The 22,609-nt window shown below is 75.2% G+C and carries 21 protein-coding genes; 15 read left to right on the forward strand and 6 right to left on the reverse strand.

What is annotated here, in order from left to right; translation table 11 throughout:
* The first annotated feature begins 151 nt into the window (after window positions 1-151).
* From ACIA8N_RS11280 to ACIA8N_RS11305, 6 genes are all read left to right on the forward strand, one after another.
* Complete coding sequence (locus ACIA8N_RS11280; RefSeq protein ID WP_365780067.1) at window positions 152-1,480, forward strand: hypothetical protein; 1,329 nt, start codon at window positions 152-154, stop codon at window positions 1,478-1,480.
* Window positions 1,481-1,577: 97 nt separating this feature from the next.
* Window positions 1,578-2,411: a M55 family metallopeptidase gene (locus ACIA8N_RS11285; RefSeq protein ID WP_365780068.1), complete on the forward strand. Its 834-nt coding sequence runs from the start codon at window positions 1,578-1,580 to the stop codon at window positions 2,409-2,411.
* The gene (locus ACIA8N_RS11290) at window positions 2,404-3,738 is read left to right on the forward strand and encodes a M20/M25/M40 family metallo-hydrolase (RefSeq protein ID WP_365780069.1); all 1,335 of its coding nucleotides are present in this window, start codon (window positions 2,404-2,406) and stop codon (window positions 3,736-3,738) included. Before ACIA8N_RS11285 ends, ACIA8N_RS11290 begins: the two co-directional genes overlap by 8 nt.
* A 61-nt stretch (window positions 3,739-3,799) precedes the next feature.
* Complete coding sequence (locus ACIA8N_RS11295) at window positions 3,800-5,800, forward strand: prolyl oligopeptidase family serine peptidase (RefSeq protein ID WP_365780070.1); 2,001 nt, start codon at window positions 3,800-3,802, stop codon at window positions 5,798-5,800.
* A complete protein-coding gene (locus ACIA8N_RS11300; RefSeq protein WP_365780071.1) occupies window positions 5,797-6,783 on the forward strand; it encodes an LD-carboxypeptidase in 987 nt (328 codons plus the stop codon). Before ACIA8N_RS11295 ends, ACIA8N_RS11300 begins: the two co-directional genes overlap by 4 nt.
* Before the next feature lie 171 nt (window positions 6,784-6,954).
* The gene (locus tag ACIA8N_RS11305) at window positions 6,955-8,775 is read left to right on the forward strand and encodes a CocE/NonD family hydrolase (protein ID WP_365780072.1); all 1,821 of its coding nucleotides are present in this window, start codon (window positions 6,955-6,957) and stop codon (window positions 8,773-8,775) included.
* 22 nt (window positions 8,776-8,797) lie between these two features.
* Here the strand turns inward: ACIA8N_RS11305 and ACIA8N_RS11310 are convergent, their stop codons facing one another.
* Together ACIA8N_RS11310 and ACIA8N_RS11315 are read right to left on the reverse strand one after the other, a co-directional pair.
* Window positions 8,798-9,886 carry an adenosine deaminase gene (locus tag ACIA8N_RS11310; protein ID WP_365780073.1) on the reverse strand — a complete coding sequence of 363 codons (1,089 nt, stop codon included), beginning with the start codon at window positions 9,884-9,886 and terminating at the stop codon, window positions 8,798-8,800.
* A gap of 236 nt (window positions 9,887-10,122) precedes the next feature.
* A complete protein-coding gene (locus tag ACIA8N_RS11315; protein ID WP_365780074.1) occupies window positions 10,123-10,905 on the reverse strand; it encodes a GntR family transcriptional regulator in 783 nt (260 codons plus the stop codon).
* Window positions 10,906-11,084: 179 nt separating this feature from the next.
* On the opposite strand from ACIA8N_RS11315, the gene ACIA8N_RS11320 reads away from it, so the two are divergent.
* The 5 genes from ACIA8N_RS11320 (at window position 11,085) to ACIA8N_RS11340 (ending at window position 14,864) form a co-directional block, all read left to right on the forward strand.
* Window positions 11,085-11,345 carry a DUF1049 domain-containing protein gene (locus tag ACIA8N_RS11320; RefSeq protein WP_365780075.1) on the forward strand — a complete coding sequence of 87 codons (261 nt, stop codon included), beginning with the start codon at window positions 11,085-11,087 and terminating at the stop codon, window positions 11,343-11,345.
* Window positions 11,342-11,692 carry a hypothetical protein gene (locus ACIA8N_RS11325; RefSeq protein ID WP_365780076.1) on the forward strand — a complete coding sequence of 117 codons (351 nt, stop codon included), beginning with the start codon at window positions 11,342-11,344 and terminating at the stop codon, window positions 11,690-11,692. The genes ACIA8N_RS11320 and ACIA8N_RS11325 overlap by 4 nt, the downstream gene beginning before the upstream one ends.
* A 107-nt stretch (window positions 11,693-11,799) precedes the next feature.
* Window positions 11,800-12,339 (forward strand): GNAT family protein, encoded by a 540-nt coding sequence (locus ACIA8N_RS11330; protein WP_365780077.1) that lies wholly within the window; start codon window positions 11,800-11,802, stop codon window positions 12,337-12,339.
* Window positions 12,340-12,581: 242 nt separating this feature from the next.
* On the forward strand, window positions 12,582-14,561 hold the full coding sequence (locus ACIA8N_RS11335) for a DUF5107 domain-containing protein (protein WP_365780078.1): 1,980 nt from the start codon (window positions 12,582-12,584) through the stop codon (window positions 14,559-14,561).
* A 129-nt stretch (window positions 14,562-14,690) separates the two neighbouring features.
* Window positions 14,691-14,864 carry a hypothetical protein gene (locus tag ACIA8N_RS11340; protein ID WP_365780079.1) on the forward strand — a complete coding sequence of 58 codons (174 nt, stop codon included), beginning with the start codon at window positions 14,691-14,693 and terminating at the stop codon, window positions 14,862-14,864.
* Between the two features lie 16 nt (window positions 14,865-14,880).
* Here the strand turns inward: ACIA8N_RS11340 and ACIA8N_RS11345 are convergent, their stop codons facing one another.
* The gene (locus tag ACIA8N_RS11345) at window positions 14,881-15,726 is read right to left on the reverse strand and encodes a methyltransferase domain-containing protein (RefSeq protein ID WP_365780080.1); all 846 of its coding nucleotides are present in this window, start codon (window positions 15,724-15,726) and stop codon (window positions 14,881-14,883) included.
* Window positions 15,727-15,816: 90 nt separating this feature from the next.
* Window positions 15,817-16,335 (reverse strand): GNAT family N-acetyltransferase, encoded by a 519-nt coding sequence (locus ACIA8N_RS11350; protein ID WP_365780081.1) that lies wholly within the window; start codon window positions 16,333-16,335, stop codon window positions 15,817-15,819.
* A gap of 192 nt (window positions 16,336-16,527) precedes the next feature.
* On the opposite strand from ACIA8N_RS11350, the gene ACIA8N_RS11355 reads away from it, so the two are divergent.
* The 3 genes from ACIA8N_RS11355 to ACIA8N_RS11365 all read left to right on the forward strand — a co-directional run bounded on the left by ACIA8N_RS11355 (window position 16,528) and on the right by ACIA8N_RS11365 (window position 20,292).
* Complete coding sequence (locus ACIA8N_RS11355; RefSeq protein WP_365780082.1) at window positions 16,528-17,736, forward strand: sulfite oxidase; 1,209 nt, start codon at window positions 16,528-16,530, stop codon at window positions 17,734-17,736.
* 149 nt (window positions 17,737-17,885) lie between these two features.
* Window positions 17,886-19,118, forward strand: a complete 1,233-nt coding sequence (locus tag ACIA8N_RS11360; protein WP_365780083.1) for an aminotransferase class I/II-fold pyridoxal phosphate-dependent enzyme — start codon at window positions 17,886-17,888, stop codon at window positions 19,116-19,118.
* A gap of 118 nt (window positions 19,119-19,236) precedes the next feature.
* Window positions 19,237-20,292, forward strand: a complete 1,056-nt coding sequence (locus ACIA8N_RS11365) for an MBL fold metallo-hydrolase (protein WP_365780084.1) — start codon at window positions 19,237-19,239, stop codon at window positions 20,290-20,292.
* Here the strand turns inward: ACIA8N_RS11365 and ACIA8N_RS11370 are convergent.
* Together ACIA8N_RS11370 and ACIA8N_RS11375 are read right to left on the reverse strand one after the other, a co-directional pair.
* A complete protein-coding gene (locus ACIA8N_RS11370; RefSeq protein WP_365780085.1) occupies window positions 20,272-20,958 on the reverse strand; it encodes a VTT domain-containing protein in 687 nt (228 codons plus the stop codon). The genes ACIA8N_RS11365 and ACIA8N_RS11370 overlap by 21 nt on opposite strands.
* Window positions 20,958-21,737 (reverse strand): MBL fold metallo-hydrolase, encoded by a 780-nt coding sequence (locus tag ACIA8N_RS11375; RefSeq protein ID WP_365780086.1) that lies wholly within the window; start codon window positions 21,735-21,737, stop codon window positions 20,958-20,960. The genes ACIA8N_RS11370 and ACIA8N_RS11375 overlap by 1 nt, the downstream gene beginning before the upstream one ends.
* A gap of 135 nt (window positions 21,738-21,872) precedes the next feature.
* Between ACIA8N_RS11375 and ACIA8N_RS11380 the strand changes: the two genes are divergently transcribed.
* The gene (locus ACIA8N_RS11380; protein ID WP_365780087.1) at window positions 21,873-22,277 is read left to right on the forward strand and encodes a hypothetical protein; all 405 of its coding nucleotides are present in this window, start codon (window positions 21,873-21,875) and stop codon (window positions 22,275-22,277) included.
* The last annotated feature ends 332 nt before the right edge of the window (window positions 22,278-22,609 follow it).

Raw genomic sequence — 22,609 nt, forward strand, 5'->3', positions numbered from 1 at the left:
AGGTCGACTACGACAACTGCGGCCGACAGCCTATACGCACCCGTTGGCGATGGTTCGTCCGATTCGAAGCCCCGGCAAACCGGTGGCGGCGGGGGCGCGGCAGAGGGCAGCATGCCTCCATGACCTACGGAATCGAGCTCCACCCCGCGCGATGAGCGCCCCGCACGAGCGCCCGACACTCGCACCCTCCCTGTACGCGTACGCCAAGGGCCTGTGCGACAGCGACCCCGACGCGCCGCCGCCCCAGGGCGGCCACCCCCTCCCCGGCACGGCGAACCCCCCGGGCCGCAGGAACCTCCGCCACGCCGAGGCCCGCGCCGCCGTCACCGCCGTCCTGCTCCCGCTCCTCGACGCCCCCGACCCCGTGCGGGCCGCCGCCGAGGCGGAACGCGCGCTCGCCGCGACGGGCGTCGTCCGTGGGCAGGTCGTCTTCCATACGGCGGCGGCCGTCGAACCGCCCGAGGAACCCGCCGCCCGCGCCCGCACCCGAGCGCTCGCCCGGCACCTCGTCCGGACCGGGACGATCGTCACCGGCGTAGCCGCCGGCCTCGGGCTCCTCAGCGGGCTCGCGGAACCCGAGGACGTCCCCTACCTGCGCGTCCTCGGCCTCCTCGACGGTCTCCTCGACCCCGTAGACCGCACCCTCGCACCTCTGGACCGGGAGTCGGCCGCCCTCCTGTGGCTGATCCACCGGACCCGGGACGAGGAACTCCGCGGCCTCGTCGAAGCCCTCGCCGCCGGAGACCGGGCGGCCGTGTCCGACCGGCTCCAGAGGCTCCCCACGGAGGCACGGGACATGGGGCCCGAGGCCTCCCGCCGGGTCGCCGACCCCGGCGACCCCGACGTCGTCGAGACCCGCTTCCTGATCGACGGGCGGCCCCTCGTCCCGGAGGCCTTCGGGCTGGGCCCGGGGGAGTCCCCCGAGCGGCTCCTCGACAGCGGCGCGCTGCGGGCCGGGCCCGAACCCCGGGAGGTGCGGCTCGCCGAGGCGTACTGCACCGAGGGCTGCTGCGGCGCCCTGTACGTGACCGTGCGCCGCGACGGCGAGCACGTCGTGTGGAGCGACTGGCGGTGGCCGGGGAGACCGGCCGAGCTGCCGGACCTCCCCGCGTACCGCTTCGACGCCGACGCCTACGACGCCGAGATCGCGCGCGCCGAGCACGACCACTCCTGGACCTGGCCGGCCCGCCGCACCGCCCGGCTGATCACCGCCGGGCTGCGCGACCGCCCCGACCTCCTCACCCGCTGGGGACTCCGGCAGGGCTGGATCGGCTCGGACTTCGGCGAACCGGACACGACCGTCGTCACCTTCACTGGACCGCCGCTCGGGGACGGGGGCCGGAGCGCGGCGGAGGGGGAGCCCCGGCAGTTCCTGTGGCGGCTGCCGGACGACGGCGCCCCTCCCGAGGAGCGGGCCGCCACCGCCCTGCGCCGGCTGGCCGAGGGGGACCCCAGGCGCTATCCGGAACTGCGCGGATGATCCCGTACCGCCGTCCCGGTGACCTCCAGTGGTCCACTCCAACGGCGGTTGTCCACAGGGGTGGTGAGGCCGCCGGGCGGCGCGTACGGTGCCAGACATGAAGATCCTCATCAGCGCCGACATGGAGGGCGCGACCGGTGTGACCTGGCCCGCCGACGTGCTGCCCGGCACGCCCCAGTGGGAGCGGTGCCGCGCGATGTTCACCTCCGACGTGAACGCCGCCGTGCTCGGCTTCTTCGACGGCGGCGCTGACGAGGTGCTCATCAACGAGGCGCACTGGTCCATGCGGAACCTGCTCCTGGAGCGGCTCGACGAGCGCGCCGAGATGCTCACCGGACGGCACAAGTCCCTCTCCATGGTCGAGGGCGTGCAGCACGGGGACGTCGACGGCATCGCCTTCGTCGGCTACCACACGGGCGCGGGCGCCGAGGGCGTCCTCGCCCACACCTACCTCGCCAACTCGATCACCGGGGTCTGGCTCGACGGGGAGCGGGCGAGCGAGGGCCTGCTCAACGCCCACGTGGTCGCGGAGTACGGCGTGCCCGTCGTCCTCGTCACCGGGGACGACCTCACCTGCGAGGACGCCCTCGGGTACGCGCCCGAGGCACCCAAGGTCGCCGTCAAGGACCACGTCTCGCGGTACGCGGCGGTGTGCAGGACCCCCGCCAGAACCGCCGCCGACATCCGGGCGGCGGCGAAGACCGGCGCCGCCCTCGCCGTCCGCCACGAGCCGGTCCGCGGCGGGCCCTTCACCGTGGAGCTGGAGTTCGACGCCGAGCACCTGGGAGCCGCCGCCACGGTGGTTCCCGGCGTGGCGCGGAGCGGCGAGCGGCGTGTCGCCTACACCAGCGAGACGATGTACGAGGCAATTCGCACGTTCAAGGCGGTCACGACCATCGTCTCGGCCGCGGTGGAGGAGCAGTATGGCTGAGGAGGTCCGGGGCCCGGACACGACGGCGCTCGACGAGGTGGTCACCTTCACCTCCGAGCTCATCCGCATCGACACCACCAACCGGGGCGGCGGCGACTGCCGTGAGCGGCCCGCCGCCGAGTACGTCGCCGAACGGCTCGCCGCCGCCGGCGTCGAACCCACCCTCCTGGAGCGGACCCCCGGCCGCACCAACGTGGTGGCGCGCATCCCCGGCACCGACCCCTCGGCCGACGCGCTCCTCGTCCACGGCCATCTGGACGTGGTGCCCGCCGACCCCGCCGAGTGGACCACCCACCCCTTCTCCGGGGAGGTCCGCGACGGGACCGTGTGGGGGCGGGGCGCCGTCGACATGAAGAACATGGACGCGATGGTCCTGTCCGTCGTCCGCTCCTGGGCCCGGCAGGGCGTCCGGCCGCGCCGCGACATCGTCCTGGCCTACACCGCCGACGAGGAGGCCAGCGCGGAGGACGGCTCAGGCTTCCTCGCCGACCGGCACGCCGCACTCTTCGAGGGCTGCACGGAGGGCATCAGCGAGTCGGGGGCGTTCAGCTTCCATCCGCAGCCCGGCACCACCCTCTACCCGATCGCCGCGGGGGAGCGGGGCACCGCCTGGCTCAAGCTGACCGCCCACGGCCGGGCGGGCCACGGCTCCAAGGTGAACACGGCCAACGCCGTCACCCGCCTCGCCGACGCCGTCGCCCGGATCGGCTCGCACCCCTGGCCCGTCCGCCTCACCACGACCGTCCGCGCCGCCCTCACCGAACTGGCCGCGCTGTACTCCATCGACGTGGACACCCACGCGCCCGACCTCGACGTGGACCTGCTCCTCGACAAGCTCGGACCGGCCGCCGCCCTCGTCGAACCGACCGTCCGCAACAGCACCAACCCGACGATCCTCGACGCCGGGTACAAGGTCAACGTCATCCCGGGCCAGGCCGTCGCCTACATCGACGGGCGGACCCTGCCGGGCACCGAGGAGGAGTTCGCCGCGACCATGGACCGGCTCACCGGGCCGGACGTGGAATGGGAGTTCCACCACCGCGAGGTGGCCCTCGAAGCCCCTGTCGACTCACCGACCTTCGCCAAGCTGCGGGCCGCCGTCGAGCGCTTCGACCCGGCGGGGCACGTCGTGCCGTTCACCATGTCCGGCGGCACCGACGCCAAGCAGTTCTCCCGGCTCGGCATCACCGGCTACGGCTTCTCGCCGCTCCGGCTGCCCCCGGGCCTCGACTACGCGGCCCTGTTCCACGGCGTCGACGAACGCGTCCCCGTGGACGCCCTGCACTTCGGCGTCCAGGTGCTCGACCACTATCTGAAGTCCGCGTAGCCGTGAGGACGCGTAGCCGCGAGGACGCGGCCGCGCGCAGGAACGACCGGGGGGAAGTCCCATGAAGAGCACGGCCGCCTACGGAAGCTGGCCGTCACCCGTCGACGCGGCGCTCGCCGCCGCGCACGACGGGCGGCCCGAGTACCTCGGCGCCGTCGGCGACGAACTGTGGTGGACCGCGCCCCGCCCCGCGGAGGGCGGCAGGCGCGCCCTCGTCAGGCGGCGCGCGGACGGCACCGAGGAGGGCGTGCTGCCCGCCCCGTGGAACGTTCGGAGCCGGGTGATCGAGTACGGCGGCCGGCCCTGGGCGGCGGTCGCACGCCCGGCGGGCGGACCGCTCGCCGTGTTCTGCCACTTCGCGGACCAGCGGCTGTACGCCTACGAGCCCGACGCCGTTCCCGGCGCGGAGCCGAGGCCCCTCACCCCCGTCTCCGCGGTCGGCGGCGGACTGCGCTGGGCCGACCCCGTGATCCGCCCCGACCGGGGCGAGGTGTGGTGCGTCCTGGAGGAGTTCACCGGACCCGCCCCCACCGACGTGCGCCGGGTGATCGTCGCCGTGCCCCTGGACGGATCGGCCGCCGACGACCGCGCGGCGGTGCGCGAACTGTCCGACGGGAGGCACCGGTTCGTGACCGGGCCCCGGCTCTCCCCGGACGGGCGCCAGGTGGTCTGGATCGCCTGGGACCACCCCCGGATGCCCTGGGACGGCACCGAGGTCATGCTCGCCGGGGTCGGGCCCGACGGGACCTTCCACGATGCCAGGACCGTCGCCGGCGGGCCCGCCGAGTCGATCCCGCAGGTCGACTGGGACGGGGCGGGACGCCTGCTCCTCGTCAGCGACCGCACCGGCTGGTGGAACCTCTACCGCGCGGAGGTCGACGCGGCCGGCGGGGTGGCCGAACCGGTCGCGCTCTGCCCCCGCGCCGAGGAGTTCGGCGGACCGCTCTGGAAGATCGGACTCACCTGGTTCACGCCCCTCGACAACGGGCTGATCGCCGTCGTCCACGGCAAGGGCACCACCGCCCTCGGCATCCTCGACCCCGAGCGCGGCGCACTCGTCGACGCCCACGGACCCTGGACCGAGTGGGCCTCGACGCTCGCCGCGCACGGCACCCGGGTGGTCGGCCTCGCCGCGGGACCGGGGAGCGCGTACGAACTCGTCGAACTCGACACCCGCACCGGCCGGACCCGCGTGGTCGGCGCCGCGCACCGCGACGCCGTCGACCCCGCCCACTATCCCGAGCCCCGCGTCCGCACCTTCACCGGACCCGGCGGCCGGGAGATCCACGCACAGGTCTACCCGCCGCACCACCCGGAGTTCGCCGGACCCGAGGACGAACTGCCGCCGTACGTCATCTGGGCCCACGGGGGTCCCACCGGACACGCGCCGCTCGTCCTCGACCTGGAGATCACGTACTTCACCTCACGGGGCATCGGGGTCGCCGAGGTCAACTACGGCGGCTCGACCGGCTACGGCCGGGAGTACCGGGAGCGGCTGCGCGAGCAGTGGGGCGTCGTCGACGTCGAGGACTGCGCGGCCGTCGCCCGGGCACTCGCCGCCGAGGGCACCGCCGACCCTGCACGCCTCGCCGTCCGCGGCGGCAGCGCGGGCGGCTGGACGACCGCCGCCTCCCTCGTCGCCACCGACGTCTACGCGTGCGGCACGATCATCTACCCCATCCTCGACCTCCGCGGCTGGGCGACCGACGAGACCCACGACTTCGAGTCCCAGTACCTGTACAACCTGATCGGACCCGTCGGCCAGGTGCCCGCCCGCTACAAGGAGCGCTCGCCGATCGAGCACGTCGACCGGGTCACCACCCCCTTCCTGCTGCTTCAGGGGCTCGACGACGTCATCTGCCCGCCCGCGCAGGCCGAGCGGTTCCTCGCCCGCACGGCCGGCCGCGGCGTCCCGCACGCCTACCTCGCCTTCGAGGGAGAGGGCCACGGCTTCCGCAGGGCCGACACCATGGTGCGCGCCCTGGAGGCCGAACTCTCCCTGTACGCCCACGTCTTCGGCATCGGCCGGACCGACGTCCCCGCCCTGGAGTACCGCACATGACCACGCCCGGCACCCCTCCCGCCACCGCCGACCGAGAGATTGGGAGCCGACCGCCGGTCGGTGCGCTCACCCGGCCCGACCGGCTCCGGCCGGGCGCCCGCGTCGCCGTCGTCGCACCCAGCGGGCCCGTCCCGGAGGAACGTCTCAAGGCGGGCCTCGACATCCTGGGCGGCTGGGGCCTCGATCCCGTGGTCGCCCCGCACGTCCTGGACACCCACCCCACCCTCGACCACCTCGCGGGCGCCGACCGGGCACGCGCCCGGGACCTCACGGAAGCCTGGTGCGACCCCTCGGTGTCCGCCGTCATCTGCGCGCGCGGGGGATTCGGGGCGCAGCGCATGGTCGACCTCGTCGACTGGAGGGCCATCGGGGAGGCCGGGCCCAAGGCGTTCGTCGGGTACAGCGACGTCACCGCCCTGCACGAGGCCTTCGCCGTCCGCACCGGGTTCGCCACCCTGCACGGTCCGATGGTCGCCGCGGGCACGTTCCTGTCGGACCCGCGCACCCAGGAGTCGCTGCGGGCCACCCTCTTCGAGCCCGAGTCGGTGCGGACGCTCGGGCTCGGGACGGCACGGGCCCTGGTGCCGGGCCGGGCCCGGGGCGTCACGCTCGGCGGCTGCGCCAGCCTCCTCGCCGCCGACCTCGGCACGCCGCACGGCCGGCCGTCGGCGCGCGGCGGGCTGCTGCTCCTGGAGGACGTGGGGGAGGAGCCGTACCGGCTCGACCGCGTCCTCACCCAACTGCTGCGCTCCGGCTGGCTGGACGGCGTCACGGGCGTCGCCCTGGGCTCGTGGGAGGAGTGCGGCCCGTACGAGGAGGTGCGGGCGGTCCTCCTCGACCGGCTCGGCGGGCTCGGCGTGCCGGTCGTGGAGGAGATGGGCTTCGGGCACAGCATGACGGCGCTGACCGTGCCGCTCGGGGTGCGGGGGACGCTCGACGCGGAGGAGGGCACGCTCACGCTCGACGTACCGGCCCTCCGCTGAACCGAGCAGCGGGCCTCTCCGGGGGCGCGCGGTCTTCACTGAATCTCCGTCAACAACCTTCGTTCGGCGGATTGACGGGCTCTGACACGTGTCACAGCATGGGCGCTGCCCGGGTACCTACCACTCGGTAGGTACCCGGCCTTCGGCGTCGTCCTCAGCGTGGAGGTCCCTGTGTCCCGTGCCGTGCCCCGCCCCCGCAAGCCCCTCGCGCTCGTGGCCGGTGCGGCCGCGCTCGCCGCGCCCCTGGCTCTGGCCGCACCCCCGGCCCTCGCCGCCCCTCCGGCCCTCTCCTCGCCCGCGACCGGAGCGGGCACGGACAGCGCGACCGGAACGTACACCGTCACCCCGCTCCGGTTCACCGTGCAGGCGGACGGCCGGAGTTGTGCCGTCGACGCCGACCTCTACCGGCCGACGGGCGTGGACGCCGCCCGTCCCGCACCCGCCGTCCTCGCCACCAACGGCTTCGGCGGCAGCAAGAGCGACGGCTCCACCGACGCCATCGGCAAGGCCTTCGCCGCCCGCGGCTACGTCGGTCTCGTCTACTCCGGCCTCGGCTTCGGCAGGACCGGCTGCCTGATCTCCCTCGACGACCCGGAGATCGACGGCCGCGTCGCCGCCCGGCTCGTCGACTTCCTCGCCGGCGGCCTGGCCGCCGACGACGGAACCCGCGTCGACTTCGTCACCCGGGACGGCGCGGACGACCCCCGCGTCGGCATGATCGGCGGCTCCTACGGAGGGGCCGTGCAGCTCGCCGCCGCCTCGGTCGACCGGCGGATCGACGCCCTCGTCCCCCTGATCACCTGGAACGACCTCGCGTACTCCCTCGCCCCCAACGCCGCGGACCGCGCCACACCCGGCGTCTTCAAATGGCAGTGGGCCAACGGCTTCTACCTGATGGGCGAGGGGCAGCCGCTGCTCGTCCCCTCCCTCGACCCCAGCCGGATCAACTCCCTCGGCTGTCTGCACTTCGTCAGCGACGCCTGCGACACCGTGCGGCTCCTCAACTCGGGCCGCTACCCGAAGGCCGAGACCGAGAAGATGCTCGCCTACGCCCGGAGCGTCTCCCCGGTCTCGTACGTGGACCGGATCACCGCCCCCACGCTCCTCGTCCAGGGCCAGGCCGACACCCTCTTCACCCTCAACGAGGCACGGGCCACCTACGACCGGCTGCGCGAGCGCGGCGTCGACACCGGGATGATCTGGCAGTCCTGGGGCCACAGCGGGGGACAGCGGCCCGGCGAACTCGACTTCACCAAGGGCGATCTGGAGGGCAGCTACGTCGGCCGGCGCGTCCTCGGCTGGTTCGACCGCCACCTGCGGAAGGACACGACCGCGGACACCGGCCCCGCCTTCGCCTGGTTCCGCGACTGGCAGGGCGACTACGGCACGGCGTCCGGGGTCCCGGCCCTCAGTCAGCGGCTGTACCTCTCCGGCGACGGTAAGCTCGTCGACAACCGTACGAAGGTGGCCAGGGGTTCCCGCTGGTACAGCAACTGGCTGTTTCCGACGAGCCACTCCGAGTCCTCGCTCGCCGGCATGATCGGCCTCGCCGACCGCGCGCCGTACGACACCCCCGGCACCCACCTCGCCTGGACCAGCGCGCCGCTCACCGCGCCCGTCGACCTGGTCGGCGCGCCGAAGGCCACCCTGAAGGTGCTCTCCCCGGCGACCGAGCGGGTCCAGGACTCCGGCGACGCCTCCGACAAGCTCGTGCTCTTCGCCAAGCTCTACGACATCGCGCCCGACGGCACCAAGACCCTGGTCAACCGCCTGGTCGCCCCTGTGCGGGTGCCGGACGTCACCCGCCCGTTCACCGTAGAGCTGCCCGCCGTCGTCCACCGCTACGAGACCGGCCACCGGCTGGAGCTGGTGATCGCGGCGAGCGACACGGCCTACTCCGGCAACCGGGGCGTCAAGCCGGTGACCGTCGTCAGCGCCCCCGAGGACACGGGGACGCTCGAACTGCCCCTGGTGCAGGGGCGGGTGGGCTGACGCCCGACCCGCGGGGCGGCTCCTAGAGCGCCGCGTACCCGGGGCGGACGACCTCGTCGATCAGCCGCTGCCGCTCCGGCAGCGGCAGGAAGGCGGCCTCCAGGGCGGCGACCGTGAACTCCTCGAAGACCTCGGGGCCGTACCCGAAGGCGTCCACCATGTGCTGGAACTCCTCGCTCATGGTGGTGCCGGAGACCAGCCGGTTGTCCGTGTTGAGCGTGATCCGGAAGCCGAGGCGGCGCAGCTCGTCGATCGGGTGCGAGTCGTAGTCCTTCGCCGCGCCGGTCTGGAGGTTGGAGGTCGGGCAGACCTCCAGGGCGATGCGGTTGTCCCGGACGTACGAGGCCAGCCGGCCCAGGGTGCCGTCCTCGGCGATGTCGTCCGTGATCCGCACGCCGTGGCCGATCCGCTCGGTGCCGCAGACCTGCACGGCCTCGTGGATCGACTCGGCGCCGACGGCCTCGCCCGCGTGGATCGTGAAGTGGCAGTTCTCCCGCTTCAGGTGCTGGAAGGCGGGGAGGTGCCGGGCGGGCGGGTTGCCGATCTCGCCGCCCGCGATGTCGAAGCCGGCCACGCCGTTGTCCCGGTGCGCGACCGTCAGCTCCGCTATCTCGAGCGAGCGGTCCGTGTGGCGCATGCCGGTGAGGAGGGTGCGGACGGTGATCCGGCCGCCGGAGCGGAGCTCGCCCTCACGGAAGCCGTCGTTGACCGCCACGACGACCTCGTCGAGGGTCAGCCCGCCCTCCAGGTGCTGCTCGGGGGCGTAACGGATCTCCGCGTAGACGACACCGTCCGCCGCCAGGTCCTCCGCGCACTCGGCCGCGATGCGCGTGAGCGCCTCGCGGGTCTGCATGACCGCGCAGGTGTGGGCGAAGGTCTCCAGGTAGCGCTCGAGGGAGCCGGAGTCGGCGGCGTCCCGGAACCAGACCGCGAGCGCGGCCGGGTCCTCGGTCGGCAGCGCGGTGTAGCCGCACTCCCGCGCCAGCTCGACGATGGTCGCGGGACGCAGTCCGCCGTCGAGGTGGTCGTGCAGGACGGCCTTGGGGGCCCGGCGGATCCACTCGGAGACGGTGGCGGCGACAGGCGTGGCAGGGTTGTCAGACAAGTGCATGGCGGGGAAGTGTACGCCACGGGGGCGGGGGGCGCTGTGACGGGCCTTACGCGGGTGCCGGGACCGGCCTCGCGGGGGTGTCCGGAGGGGCCGGGGTGCGGCCCCGCGCCGGTGTCCGGGCGGGCGCGGGTGCGGCCCTGTGCGGGTGTCCGGGCGGGCGCGGGTGCGGCCCTGTGCGGGTGTCCGGGCGGGGCGGGGCCCCGGCCCCGGGGCGGTCCCGTGCCGACGGGCGAGGCTCAGTGGGACTGGAGCACCGGCAGGGCGGGAGCGCCCGTCGGGAGCATGTGCTTGGCCGCCAGGACCGGTACCTCGCCGACCCGGACGACTTGGGTGACCAGGACGGCGGGGGTGTCCGCGGCGCGCCCCAGCTGCTCGCCGCGCCGCCGCCCGAGCAGCGTCGCCGTGATCCCGCTGTGCGCGCTCAGAGCCGTCTCGCGCGAGGCCCCGAGGAGGACCGCGAGCATGGAGACCGCGGGGCCGTGCCCGGCGCCCCCGGCCGGCGCCCGGGCATCCGTCTCCGCCGTCCGCAGGGCCTGCGCGAACTCCGGATGTACCCGGTCGAGCAGCTCGTCGGCCGCCGCCCACTCATGGCTCAGCGCCGCCGCCGCACCCTCCCCCGCCAGCACGGACTCCCAGAACCGCAGCTCGGCGCGGGCGGGAGCGAGCAGGTGCTGCGTCGTGAAGTCCGTGGGCTCCTCGACCGTCCGCAGCAGCGCCCGCACCCGCAGCGGCGTCCCCGCTCCGATCAGCTCCTCCAGCGGCTGCACGTGCTCGAAACCGCGCCGCGGCGGGCGGTCGTTGACGGTGCGCCCCACCCCGCGCCGTACGGAGAGCAGACCGTCCTCCTGGAGCAGCAGCAGCGCCTCGCGCAGGGCCGGCCGGCTCACGCCGAGCTCGGCGGCGAGCTTCGGCTCCGAGGGGAGCGTCGAGCCCGGCGGATAGGTGCCGTCGTGGACGGCGTCCGCGATGCGCTCGTAGAGCGCCACGACCGGTCGCCGCCGCTGTCCGCTGACCGCCACGGCCGCTCCTCGTCTCGTTCCCGCCGATGTCCGGCACCCACCGTAGCCGCCCGCGTTGTCTGACAAGTCACCCGTACGGATGCGCTCGCCGTCACGGAGAAGGCCCGCCCGCCCCATTCTGGTCCCACGGCGGTGGCCGGGTACGACCGACGGCACCACGACGGAGGAGAGGGCCGGGCATGAGTCCCAAGGACACGTCACGGGCATCGGGCGGGGGAAGCGGGGGGAGATCCGGGTTCACCGCGTCCCTCACCCCGGGCCGCGTCGGGCCGGCCGTGCTCGCGGCCGTCACCCTGATCTTCATCTTCGAGAACGCCGGCGACGTCAAGATCCGCGTCCTGATCCCCGAGGTCCCCATGCCGCTCTACCTGGCGCTCCCCGCGACCGCGATCCTCGGCGCGGCCTGCGGCTTCCACGTCGCCGCCCGGAGGCGGAAGTGAGGCGGCGGGCCGTCGTGGGCGCGGGCGCCGTCCTCGCGCTCGCCGCCGTCGCCGTCACCTCCACCGAGGAGAGCGCCGCGGCCGACGACGGGGCCCAAACGCGTCCCGTGCCCGACTTCCTGGGCCGGGGGCTGTGGCAGGTCTTCATCCGCCTCGACCGCCGCACCCGGCTGGACGTCCACGACGTCAGCGGGCGGGACCGGCGGGTGCTCTGGCCGCCGAGGTGGGAGGTCTGCACGCAGTACCCGGCGGCGGGCACGGACCTCGACCGCCGGACCACCGTCATGATCGGAGTCGTACGGAAGGGCGAGACCTGCCCGCCCCGGGTCCGGACGGCGCGCCGCTGAGGGGCAGACCCCCGGACATCGCCTCGGACACAGCCTCGGCCTCGGACACGGCTTCGGCCGCGGCCCCGGGCCGGGCCACGCTCCGGCGCACGGCATAACCTGGCGGGATGTCCGAAGACTCAGGCCGGTACCTCGCCGTGGGCCCCCGCGTGGGCCTGCGCGCCTTCTCTCTCGACGACGCCGAGGAGTTCACCGCACGCGCCCGGGAGAGCCGGGAGCTCCACCGGCCCTGGCTCTTCCCGCCGTGCACGACGGAGGCGTACCGGACCTACGCGGCCACCCTGACGGGGGATCCGGCGCGCGCCGGCTACCTGGTGTGCGACCGCGAGGCGGACGGCGCGATCGCCGGATTCGTCAACATCAACAACATCGTCCGCGGCGCCTTCCGCAGCGGCGCGCTCGGCTACGGCGCCTTCGCGCACGCGGCCGGGCGCGGCCTGTTCACCGAGGCCCTCGGGGCGGTGATCGCGTACGCCTTCGGGCCCCTGGACCTGCACCGCCTGGAGGCGAACATCCAGCCGGGCAACCTCGCGTCCCGCGCGCTCGTCCTGCGCGCGGGCTTCCGCCTGGAGGGGTTCTCGCCCGCGATGCTGTTCATCGACGGGGCCTGGCGCGACCACGAGCGCTGGGCGATCACCGCGCCCTGACCGGCACCCTGGCCGGGCCCCCGAAACGGGGCTTCCAGCCGTCGCGGCTCAGCGCTTGTAGTTGATCTTCATCGTGTCGAGGTCGGTGACGGTCGACCGCAGCGCCTTGTGCCCGTGGCCGCGCCGACCGTCCGCACTACGGTCGCGAGGCCCCCGCCGCCGGGAGTATCCGGGCCGCCACGGGCCGTCCTCGCCGCGGAGAGCCCCTGGTCAGGACGGCCTCCTGCGTGTTCGATGGGGCGATGACGACCGTACGACGTGCCGTACTGACGCTGCCCGCCGCCCCGTTGGGCCCGGACAACCCTCTGCCCGCACTGCGGGCCCCCGCCGGTGCCGGGGCCCACGCGGTCGACGCGCGGACCCTCGCGGAACTCCCGCGCGACATGGCCCGCGGCATCGGGCGGGCGCCGCTGCGCAGCCTGCTGCCCGTCCCGGTGCGTGACGGCTACGGCCGTGAGCGCACCCCCACGGACCTCGACACGATCGTGATCGAGAACGACCGGCTCCGCGCGACGGTCCTGCCCGGCCTCGGCGGCCGGATCCACTCCCTCCACCACAAGCCCACCGGGCGCGAACTCCTCTACCGCAACCCGGTGTTCCAGCCCGCCGCCTTCGCGCTCAACGGTGCCTGGTTCTCCGGCGGCATCGAGTGGAACATCGGGGCCACCGGTCACTCCGCCCTGTCCTGCTCGCCCCTCCACGCCGCCGTCGTCCGCGCGCCCGACGGCGGCCCGATGCTCCGCCTCTGGGAGTGGGAACGGCTGCGCGACCTGCCCTTCCAGGTCGACCTGTGGCTCCCGGACGGCTCCGACTTCCTGTACGCCGGGGTCCGGATCCGCAATCCCCACGAGCGCGCCGCCCCCGTCTACTGGTGGTCCAACACCGCGGTCCCCGAGGACCGCCGGATCCTCGCGCCCGCCGACGCGGCCTGGCACCACGGCTACGAGCGCGGCCTGCGCAGGCTGCCCGTCCCCGTCACCGAGGACGGCACCGACCGCTCGTACCCGCTGAACGGCACGCACGCCGCCGACTGGTTCTACGACCTGCCCGCTGGGCAGCGCCGCTGGATCGCCGCCCTCGACAGGGACGGCACCGGGCTCGTCCAGACCTCCACCGACCCGCTGCGCGGACGCAAACTCTTCCTGTGGGGCACCGAGCGCGGCGGCCGGCGCTGGCAGGAGTGGCTGACGGAGCCGGGCACCCCCGGCTACGCCGAGATCCAGGCCGGGCCGGCCCGCACCCAGCTGGAGCACCTGGAGCTCGCGGGCGGAGCGGAGCTCAGCTGGCTGGAGGCGTACGGGCCGCTCGCCGCCGATCCCGCCGCGGTGCTCGGCGAGGACTGGGCCGCCGCCCGAGCCGACGCCGAACGGAGCCTGGCCGACGCCCTGCCCCGGGCCGCGGTCGACGCGGCGTACACGGCCTGGCGCGAGGACGCGGCCGACGCGGCACCGCGGGAGGTCCTCGCCCCGGGGTCCGGCTGGGGAGCCCTGGAAGTGCTCCGCGGCCGCTACGAGTTGCCGGGCACGCCGTTCCCCGAGTCGACGCTCGGCCCCGAGCAGGAGCCCTGGCGGGAGCTGCTCCACACCGGCGTCCTGCCGCCCCCGGCGCCGGGCGCCGCGCCGGGCGCGCCGCTGGTCTCCGCGCCCTGGCGGGACATGCTGGAGACCGCCCCCGCCGATCCGTCCACCGAGTACCACCTCGGCATCGCCCAGTGGCACGCCGGTGACCGGGCCCAGGCGGTACGGAGCTGGGAACGCGGCCTGAAGGAGGCGGGCGTGCGCTGGCCCCTGCTGTACTGCCTGGCCGTCGCGGACCGTGAGGACGGCCATCCGGACCGGGCGGCCGAGCGGTTCACCGAGGCCTTCACCGACCACGCGTCGCCCTCGCCGTCCCGGCCGGTAGGCGACCCGGCGCACGGGGAGTGCGCGGCAGCCCTCGGCCGTGAAGTGGTCGAGGCCCTGCTGGCCGCCGGGCGGCCGGACCAGGCCCGGTCCCTGTGGGGACGGCTGCCCGAGCGGGCCCTGCGGACCGGGGCCTTCCGGCTCCTCGAAGCGGGGCTGCTGCTCGCCGAGGGCAGGAAGGACGAGGCCCGCTCCGTCTTCGACACCGGATTCGAGGTCGCGGACCTGCGTGAGGGCGCCGAGATCCTGGGCGAGGTCTGGGCCCGTCTGACCGACGAACCCCTGCCGTACGCCTACGAGTTCAGGATGAGGCCGAGCTGAGACCGGGCCGGGAGGGGCGGTCGGGTCGCTACCCTGGAAAGGGCGGTGGACCGCGAGGGGGCGGGGGCGGAGATGGGGGCATGGGCGACGCAGGAGTGCCGGTGCGGACATCCGCGTTTCCGTCACGGCGTGCCCCGGTTCGCGGGTGCCTGCGACGCCTGCCTCTGCGACGCCTTCGCGATGCCGCCGCCCGCACCGGACCTCGGGGAGCCGCCCCCGCCGCCGGAGCCGGACCGCACGCCCCATCCGAGCTGTCCTCGTCAGGACCCGGACTGCAACGGCATGCACCCCGACCTCTACTGAGCGGCGGTCCCGCCCGTCAGGACACGCGGCACAGGATCTCGCCGTGCGGGACCATGAACCAGGCGTCCTCCCGGCCGCCCCACTCCCGCCACGCCTCCGCGATCGACGTCAGTTCGGCGCCGGTGGCGTGGCCGCCGGCGACGGCCAGGTCGGCGTAGCCGGAGTCGGTCGTACGGTCCGCCCACAGGCCGCTCCACCAGGCCCGCTCCTCCGGGGTGGCGAAGCACCAGGTGGCGGCGGTCGTCGTGATGTCGGTGAAGCCGGCCTGCCGGGCCCACGAGAACAGGCGTCGTCCGGCGTCCGGTTCGCCGCCGTTGGCGCGGGCCACCCGGTGGTACAGGTCCAGCCACCCGTCGAGCGCGGGTGGTTCGGGGAACCAGGCGAAGGCCCCGTAGTCGCTGTCGCGGGCCGCGACGACCCCGCCGGGGCGGCACACCCGCCGCATCTCGCGCAGCGCCCGTACCGGGTCGCCGACGTGCTGGAGCACCTGATGGGCGTGGACGACGTCGAAGGAGTCGTCGGGGAAGTCCAGGGCGTGCACGTCGGCGACGGCGAACGCGACGTTCGCCAGACCGCGTTCGGCCGCGACGGTGCGGGCCTTGGCGAGGACGCCCTCGGCCGCGTCCACGCCGGTCACCCGGCCCGGCGCGACCAGCGCGGCCAGATCGGCGGTGATGGTGCCGGGCCCGCAGCCCACGTCCAGGACGTCGAGACCGGCGTGCAGTGCGGGCAGCAGATAGGCCGCCGAGTTGGCGGCGGTCCGCCAGCTGTGCGAGCGCAGGACCGACTCGTGGTGGCCGTGGGTGTAGACGGCGGTGTCGTGGGCCGCGTCGTGCGCGGACGGGACGGGGGCATGCGTCATGGAAGCGACTCCCTCGGTGCGGGTGCGTGCCACCACCGTACGCACGCATGTCGCATGATGAGACCTGTGTCTTGTCATGTGGACAGCAACTCAGGTCAACAGGGCGCGCCGGTAGCGGAGTTCGTCGAGCGCGCGGCCTCCCGTCTCCTCCCGTACGACCTCGCCGTCCGGCCGCCAGCCCGCCGCCTCGTAGAACCGGCGCCCCCGCGCGTTCCCCGCCAGCACCCACAGCGCCGCCGTACGGAACCCGGCCGCCGTGAGCGCCTCCGTGGATGCCGAGAGCAGCGCCCGCCCGACGCCCGTGCCCCACGCCTCCGGCAGGGCGTAGAGCGCCGCCAGCTCGCCCGTCGTCCGGGGGTCCAGGTCCTCGCCCCGCCACGCCCGGAAGCAGGAGAAGGCGAGCACCTCCCCGCCCGAACCCGTCGCCACCAGGACCGAGGGCCGGTCCGGGGCCGTCAGGCGGGTGCGCCACACGGCGGTGCGCTCCGCCGCGTCCAGGGCTTCCAGGTAGGCGGCGGGGAGCAGGTCGCGGTAGGCGGCCCGCCAGGACAGGACGTGCACGGCGGCGACGGCTGCCGCGTCCTCGGGAAGTGCTTCACGTATCGACATGCCGCATTGTCGACGAGAGGGAGCGTCCGGCGCCTCCCCGTTCCGGTCCACCCGTCGGCGGCGGTGGGCGGGAACGGACCTGACGAACCCTTCTGTGACAGCCCCGTGAACAGGCCGCCCCGACCGCGTCCACGCCTCTAGGGTGGGCGCGCCGCCGCCCGGTGGCCCGCCTCCCACCTGCATAGGAGTCCCGTGCCGAACCCGCCCGCGCCCGACCGCCGCACCCTGCTCAAGCTGCTCGCGGCGGGCCCCGCGGCCACCGCGCTCGCCTCCGCCGCGCCCGCGTACGCCGCGCCCGCCGGTACCGGCTCCCTCGCCGCCCCGGGCATCGTCAAGGCCCTCCCGGCCGAGCACTTCACCGTCCGGGGTACCAACGCCGAGGCGCGGTTCGACGGCTTCGCGGACACCGGCCTCCTCACCCCAGCCGACCGCTTCTTCGTCCGCAACCACACCTCCACCCCCGTCCTCGACGCCGCCGACTGGCGCCTGACCCTCTGGGGCGACGGACTTCACGGCCGCAGCCCCGTCCACTTCACCTACGGGCAGCTCCGCGACCTGCCCTCCGTCACCCGTACGGCCCTGATGGAGTGCGCCGGAAACGGCCGCAGCCTCTACGCGAGCCAGCAGGGCGAACCGGTCACGGGCACCGCATGGACCCTGGGCGCCGTAGGAGCCGCCCGCTGGCGCGGCGCACGCCTCTCCGACGTCCTCCGGCTCGCCGGGATCGCCCAGGACGCCGTCGACCTCCAGCCGCGCGGCCTCGACGACCCGTACGTCTCCGGCGGCGTCGACCTCGGCCGGGTGCGCCGCCCGCTGCCGGTCGCCAAGGCGCTGGACGACGTGATCCTCGCGTACGAGATGAACGGCGAGCCCCTCCCGTACGACCACGGTCATCCGGTCCGGCTCGTCGTGCCCTCCTGGGTGGGCATCGCCTCGATCAAGTGGCTCGGCGACATCGAGGTCTCCACCCGGCCGCTCGCCTCGCCCTGGTCCACCGACTGGTACCGGCTCTTCGGCACCGCCCACCCCGAAGGCGGCAGCGCCCCGATCAGCCGCCAGACCCTCAAGTCCGGTTACCAGCTGCCCTTCGGCGCCACCCTGGAGGCGGGCCGGCTCCACCGGCTCACCGGCCGCGCCTGGTCCGCCCTGGCGCCGGTGCGGAAGGTGGAGGTGTCCACCGACGGCGGCGCCCACTGGCGCCCGGCCCGGCTCCTCGACGAGCCCCGGCGCGACGGCTGGGTCCGCTGGAGCGTGCCGTGGCGCCCGCAGGCCACCGGGCCCGTCACCCTGCTCTCCCGTACCACCGACGCCGCCGGCAACACCCAGCCCGAGCGGTCCGTCCACAACACCCAGGGCTACCTCTTCGACGCGGTCGTCCGCCATCCCGTCACCGTCGTCTGACCGTCCTGCCGTCCTGCCGTCCTGCGGCCCCCGTGGCGCCGCACCCGTCGCCCGAAGTGACGCCTGGAGCGGCGGAAACGCCCGAAACTTCGTATAAAGGGCACGGGGGTGCCGTGCCGGCGCCCCCGTGCGCTCAGGAGGTTCGGGACATGCGGCAGACGGCTCCGGAAGGCCGCGGCCCGGTGCGCTACGGCCCTCCCGCCCCCGACACCGGCCTGCCCGTCCTGCCGGGGCTCGCCGGACTCCTCGCGGCCGCCGCCGGACGGACCAGCCCCGAGCCGCCCGGCGGCGGCCCCGTCCTGCGCGAGGCCGCCGCCGGCTACTGGTGGCGCCGCGGCCTGCGCACCCACCCCGAGGACGTCGTCGCCGCTCCCGGCGCCGCCGCCCTGCTGCTCGCCCTGATCGCCGCCCACGGCGGCGACCTGCTGCTGCCCCGGCCCTGCCCCGCCTGGTGGACCCCGCAGGCCCGCCTCCTCGGCCGCCCCGCCTACCACGTGCCGACCTCCGCCGAGTGCGGCGGCGTCCCCGACCCGTACGCCCTCCTGGAGACGGTCCGGCGGGTCCGCGCGGAGGGCGGCAGCCCCCGCCTCCTGCTGCTCTCCGTCGCCGACGACCCCACCGCCACCGTCGCCCCGCCCGAACTCGTCCGTGAGGCCTGCGAGGCCGCCGTCGCCGAAGGCCTGCACGTCATCAGCGACGAGACCTGGCGCGACACCCTCCACCACCCCCACGACACCGTGCTCCTCAGCCCCGCCGAGATGTGCCCCGACGACGTGACCGTCGTCAGCGACCTCGGCGGCGCCCTCACCCCGGCCGCCTGGCCCTGCGCCGTCGCCCGGTTCCCGCCCACCGACCCCTCCCGCGCCGACCGCTGGACCGACCGCAGGGCCCGCGTCCTCGACGTGCTCACCGCCCTCGGGGCCGTCGTCCCCGGCCCCGTGGCCCCCGCCGCCGCCCACGCCCTCGACGAACCCGAGGACGTGACCGTACGGGCCCGGCGCGCGGCCACCGTCCACGGCCGCCTCGCCGGGGCCGCGCACCGCACCGTCCTCGCCGCCGGGGTCCTCGCCAGGCCACCGCAGGCAGGCCGCCACCTCTACGCCGACCTCGGACCGCTGCGGGCCGGCCTCGCCGCCCGGGGCGTCACCGACTCCCTGGAGCTGGAGAGCCATCTCACCGCGCGCCTCGGCGCCCCGGCGACCGGCGGCCACCGCTTCGGCGACGAACTCGGCGCGCTGCGCGTCCGGTTCGGCACCGGCATGTTCCTGGGCGCCACCGAGGAGGAGCGGGACGAGACGCTCCGGGCCCGCGACCCGGTGGAACTGCCGCACGTGGTACGCGCGTTGGAGGAGTTCGGAGGGGCTCTGGAGGAACTCCGATGACACTGCCCCCGGACCGCCTCCGCCGCCGCCCGACCCGCGGTGCGCCGTACCGCCGCCACCACGGACGGCGCCCCCACCCACGTCCACGCCCACGAGCCGCGCAGAACGGAGCCCGCAGATGACCGAACGGACGGCAGACAGCGCGCGCGCCGCACGCGCCCCCGCCACCGCTCCCGAGGCCGTCCCCGCGACCGCCCCCGTCCCCACCCCCGTGCTCCAGCCCGTCGGGCGGCTCCGCGCGGACTGGCCCCGCACCTTCGCCGACCGGCTCACCGCGCCCCTCCCCGGCCTGCGGGCCCTGGCCCGCCTCGCCCGCGAGGGAGCCGTACGCCCCCGCCCCGAGGGGCTCCGCGACGTCCCCCTGCTGCCCTTCGAGCCGGGCCCGCTGCCCCCCGCGGGACCCGAAACCCTCGCCGTCACCTGGGCGGGACACGCCAGCTGGGTGCTGCGGATGGGCGGACTCACCGTCCTCACCGACCCCGTCTGGTCCCGCCGCATCTTCGGCACCCCCGCCCGGCTCACCCCCGTCGGGGTCCGCTGGGAGGACCTGCCGGACGTCGACGCCGTCGTCATCAGCCACAACCACTTCGACCACCTCGACGCCCCCACCCTGAGACGGCTGCCCCGGCACACCCCGGTCTTCGTCCCGGCCGGCCTCGGCCGCTGGTTCACCCGACGCCGGTTCAGCAGGGTGACCGAACTCGACTGGTGGGAGGCGGCCGAACTCGACGGCGTGCGCTTCGACTTCGTGCCCGCCCACCACTGGTCCAAGCGCACCCTCCTGGACACCTGCCGCTCCCTGTGGGGCGGCTGGGTGCTCACGGACCGCTCAGGGCGCCGAATCCACTTCGCCGGGGACACCGGCTACGGCCACTGGTTCGCCGAGATCGGCCGCCGCTACCCCGGCATCGACCTGGCGCTGCTCCCCATCGGGGCCTACGACCCCCGCTGGTGGCTCAGCGACGTCCACACCGACCCGGAGGAGGCGGTCCGCGCCCACCAGGACCTCGGGGCGCGGCGGATGGCACCGATGCACTGGGCCACCTTCGTCCTGTCCTCCGAGCCCGTGCTCGAACCCCTCGGCCGGGTCAGGACCGCCTGGGAGCGGGCCGGGCTGCGCCGGGAGGACCTGTGGGACCTGCCGGTCGGCGGCTCACGGGTGCTCGCGCCCTGAAGGCACCCCGGGGCCCGCCTTCCGGCTCGGGCCGGGCTCCCGGCGTCCCCGGACCCGCCGCCACAGCGCCGGGACCGCGCTGACCAGCACCGTCAGGCCCACCGCCGCGACCACGCCCTGCCAGGGCTTTGGGAAGAGCGAACCGCCCAGGATGCCGATCAGCTGGTATGTCGCCGCCCACGCCAGACAGGCCGGGATGTCGCCCCGCACGAAGCGCCGCAGCGGCATCTGGGCGAGCAGACACGCCAGCATCACCGGGATCCGCCCCGCCGGCACGAGCCGGGACAGCACCAGGACCGACACCTGGTGGGTGTCGAGCCGTGCCCGGGCGTCGGCAAGGCGGTCCGGGGTCACCCGGCCCCGCAGCGCCGCGAGCCACCGCGAGCCGTTGCGCGAACGGACCCCGCGCTGCCCCAGCCAGTAGAGGGCCGTGTCGCCGAGGCACGCGGCGAATGCCGCCACGAGGAAGACGAAGAGCAGCGCCGTCGGCGAGCTCTGGTGGAAGGCGACCACCGCGGCCGAGCTGACGATCGCGCCCGTCGGCACCACCGGCACCAGCGCGCCGAGCGCCACGAGCAGGAACAGCGAGGGGTAACCGACCGCCTGCTGGGTCGACTCCGGCGGCAGCTCCCGCACCGCCTCCGCGAGCCGGGTGAGCCCGTCCATCACCGGGCGACCTCCGGCCGTACCCTTTCGCCGTGGCCGAGCAGATGGACCGCGACCTTCGGCGCGAGCCGTGCGGCGTGCCGTACGAACTCGTCGCCCGGTGCGTGGAACTCGTGCGGCCGGACCCCGTCGAGCCCGATCGGCCAGTACGTACCGAAGTGGACCGGGACCGCCGCGGCGGGCGACAGCGCGGCGAGCGCCTCCGCCGCGCGGCCCGCGTCGAGGTGGCCGTGCCCGAGGTACGGGCCCCAGCCACCGACCGGCAGCAGCGCCACGTCCACCGGCCCCACCGCCTCCGCCATCCCGTCGAACAGGCCGGTGTCCCCGGCGAAGTACGTCCGCGCCTCGCCCTCCACGACGTACCCGAGCGCGGGAGCGCGATGCGGTCCGACCGGCAGCCGCCGTCCGTCGTGGAGCGCCGGGACGGCCCGCACCGTCACACCCTCCACCGTCACCGTGTCGCCGGGACCCACCTCGGTCAGCCGCACCCCGTTCCCCGCGAGCCTGCGCAGCCCCGGTACGGCGTCGGGGGCGCCGCGCGGCACCACGACCAGCGTCCCGGGCGCGAGCCGGGCGAGCGAGGGCAGGTGCAGGTGGTCGGCGTGCAGGTGCGAGACGAGGACGGCCTCGGCGAGCGCGGCCCCGGGCGGCGGCAGGGCGCCGCGCCGGCGTCGCAGGTGCGCGAGCCGCCGCGTGAACAGCGGATCGGTGAGGAAGCGGACCCCGGAGTCCTCGACCGTGCAGGTCGCGTGGCCCCACCAGGTGACCTCCACCGGCATGCCGCCTTCCGTTCTCGCGGGTCGCGGCCCCCGGTCAGATGTCCGTGGCCGTTCCCTATCTCCTTGACGAGGGTAAATGTCCGGAGCGGCCGCCGGAGGATGTTCGGCCGTCCCGTCCCGCAGTAGGGTCTGGCCATGGACGACGTTCGGGTGGCGGCGATCGCCAGCCTCACCCCGCTCGAAGAGCTGGACAGCGACCCCTTCCTTGTCGACACGCGCGAGCAGCACGCGCGGTGCGCCCGCTGGGCGGACGACCGGGGGTACGTGGTCGCCCGCCAGCTGCTCTTCTACGGCATCCGGCCCGATCACGCGGCGCTGTGGGTGGACGTGGAGGCGGGGGTGGTCGACCTCTTCGTCGCGGCCAACGAGCGGGTCCTCGCGCGCGCGTTGACGTCCGTGCCCGGCTTCCGCGCCGAGTGCGCGCGGCGCGGGGTACGGCTGGAGACCGTCGGCCCCGAGGAGCCGGCGTACGACGCGGCGGCCAAGGCGGGGGTGCACCGGCGGCTCTCGATGCCGACGGCCGGCTACGACGGCTGCTGACCCGCGCCCGACCTGACACCGACTCCTGCGCAGGTCCGACGCCTGACCGGACGCGGGCCCCGCGCACCTCCTGACGCGAGCTCCGGCGCACTCCTCGTACCCGAGCCGACCCGAGCTCCGGCGCACTCCCCGTACCCGAGCTCCGGCGCACGCCCGGCGCCCGACCTGACACATCCGGGCTTCTTCCCGTCACCCGTCGTCACCCGTTTCCCGCGCCGATCGTGGGCGTTGTGCCACGCTTGGGGCAGGAAACGGGCGAAAGGCGAAGCGGGCGTGGGTGACAGGCGATGGGGTGGCGCCGACCGCTGGCGGTCCGCGGGCCGTGCGGCGGG

The sequence above is a fragment of the Streptomyces sp. NPDC051822 genome (genome assembly GCF_044452745.1).
GTDB lineage: Bacteria > Actinomycetota > Actinomycetes > Streptomycetales > Streptomycetaceae > Streptomyces.

Excerpts from the sequence above, each read along its gene's own strand:
- ACIA8N_RS11280 (WP_365780067.1), top strand. The coding sequence starts at position 152 with ATGAGCGCCCCGCACGAGCGCCCGACACTCGCACCCTCCCTGTACGCG.
- ACIA8N_RS11285 (WP_365780068.1), top strand. The coding sequence starts at position 1,578 with ATGAAGATCCTCATCAGCGCCGACATGGAGGGCGCGACCGGTGTGACC.
- ACIA8N_RS11290 (WP_365780069.1), top strand. The coding sequence starts at position 2,404 with ATGGCTGAGGAGGTCCGGGGCCCGGACACGACGGCGCTCGACGAGGTG.
- ACIA8N_RS11295 (WP_365780070.1), top strand. The coding sequence starts at position 3,800 with ATGAAGAGCACGGCCGCCTACGGAAGCTGGCCGTCACCCGTCGACGCG.
- ACIA8N_RS11300 (WP_365780071.1), top strand. The coding sequence starts at position 5,797 with ATGACCACGCCCGGCACCCCTCCCGCCACCGCCGACCGAGAGATTGGG.
- ACIA8N_RS11310 (WP_365780073.1), bottom strand. The coding sequence starts at position 9,886 with ATGCACTTGTCTGACAACCCTGCCACGCCTGTCGCCGCCACCGTCTCC.
- ACIA8N_RS11320 (WP_365780075.1), top strand. The coding sequence starts at position 11,085 with ATGAGTCCCAAGGACACGTCACGGGCATCGGGCGGGGGAAGCGGGGGG.
- ACIA8N_RS11330 (WP_365780077.1), top strand. The coding sequence starts at position 11,800 with ATGTCCGAAGACTCAGGCCGGTACCTCGCCGTGGGCCCCCGCGTGGGC.
- ACIA8N_RS11335 (WP_365780078.1), top strand. The coding sequence starts at position 12,582 with ATGACGACCGTACGACGTGCCGTACTGACGCTGCCCGCCGCCCCGTTG.
- ACIA8N_RS11345 (WP_365780080.1), bottom strand. The coding sequence starts at position 15,726 with ATGACGCATGCCCCCGTCCCGTCCGCGCACGACGCGGCCCACGACACC.
- ACIA8N_RS11350 (WP_365780081.1), bottom strand. The coding sequence starts at position 16,335 with ATGTCGATACGTGAAGCACTTCCCGAGGACGCGGCAGCCGTCGCCGCC.
- ACIA8N_RS11360 (WP_365780083.1), top strand. The coding sequence starts at position 17,886 with ATGCGGCAGACGGCTCCGGAAGGCCGCGGCCCGGTGCGCTACGGCCCT.
- ACIA8N_RS11365 (WP_365780084.1), top strand. The coding sequence starts at position 19,237 with ATGACCGAACGGACGGCAGACAGCGCGCGCGCCGCACGCGCCCCCGCC.
- ACIA8N_RS11370 (WP_365780085.1), bottom strand. The coding sequence starts at position 20,958 with ATGGACGGGCTCACCCGGCTCGCGGAGGCGGTGCGGGAGCTGCCGCCG.
- ACIA8N_RS11375 (WP_365780086.1), bottom strand. The coding sequence starts at position 21,737 with ATGCCGGTGGAGGTCACCTGGTGGGGCCACGCGACCTGCACGGTCGAG.
- ACIA8N_RS11380 (WP_365780087.1), top strand. The coding sequence starts at position 21,873 with ATGGACGACGTTCGGGTGGCGGCGATCGCCAGCCTCACCCCGCTCGAA.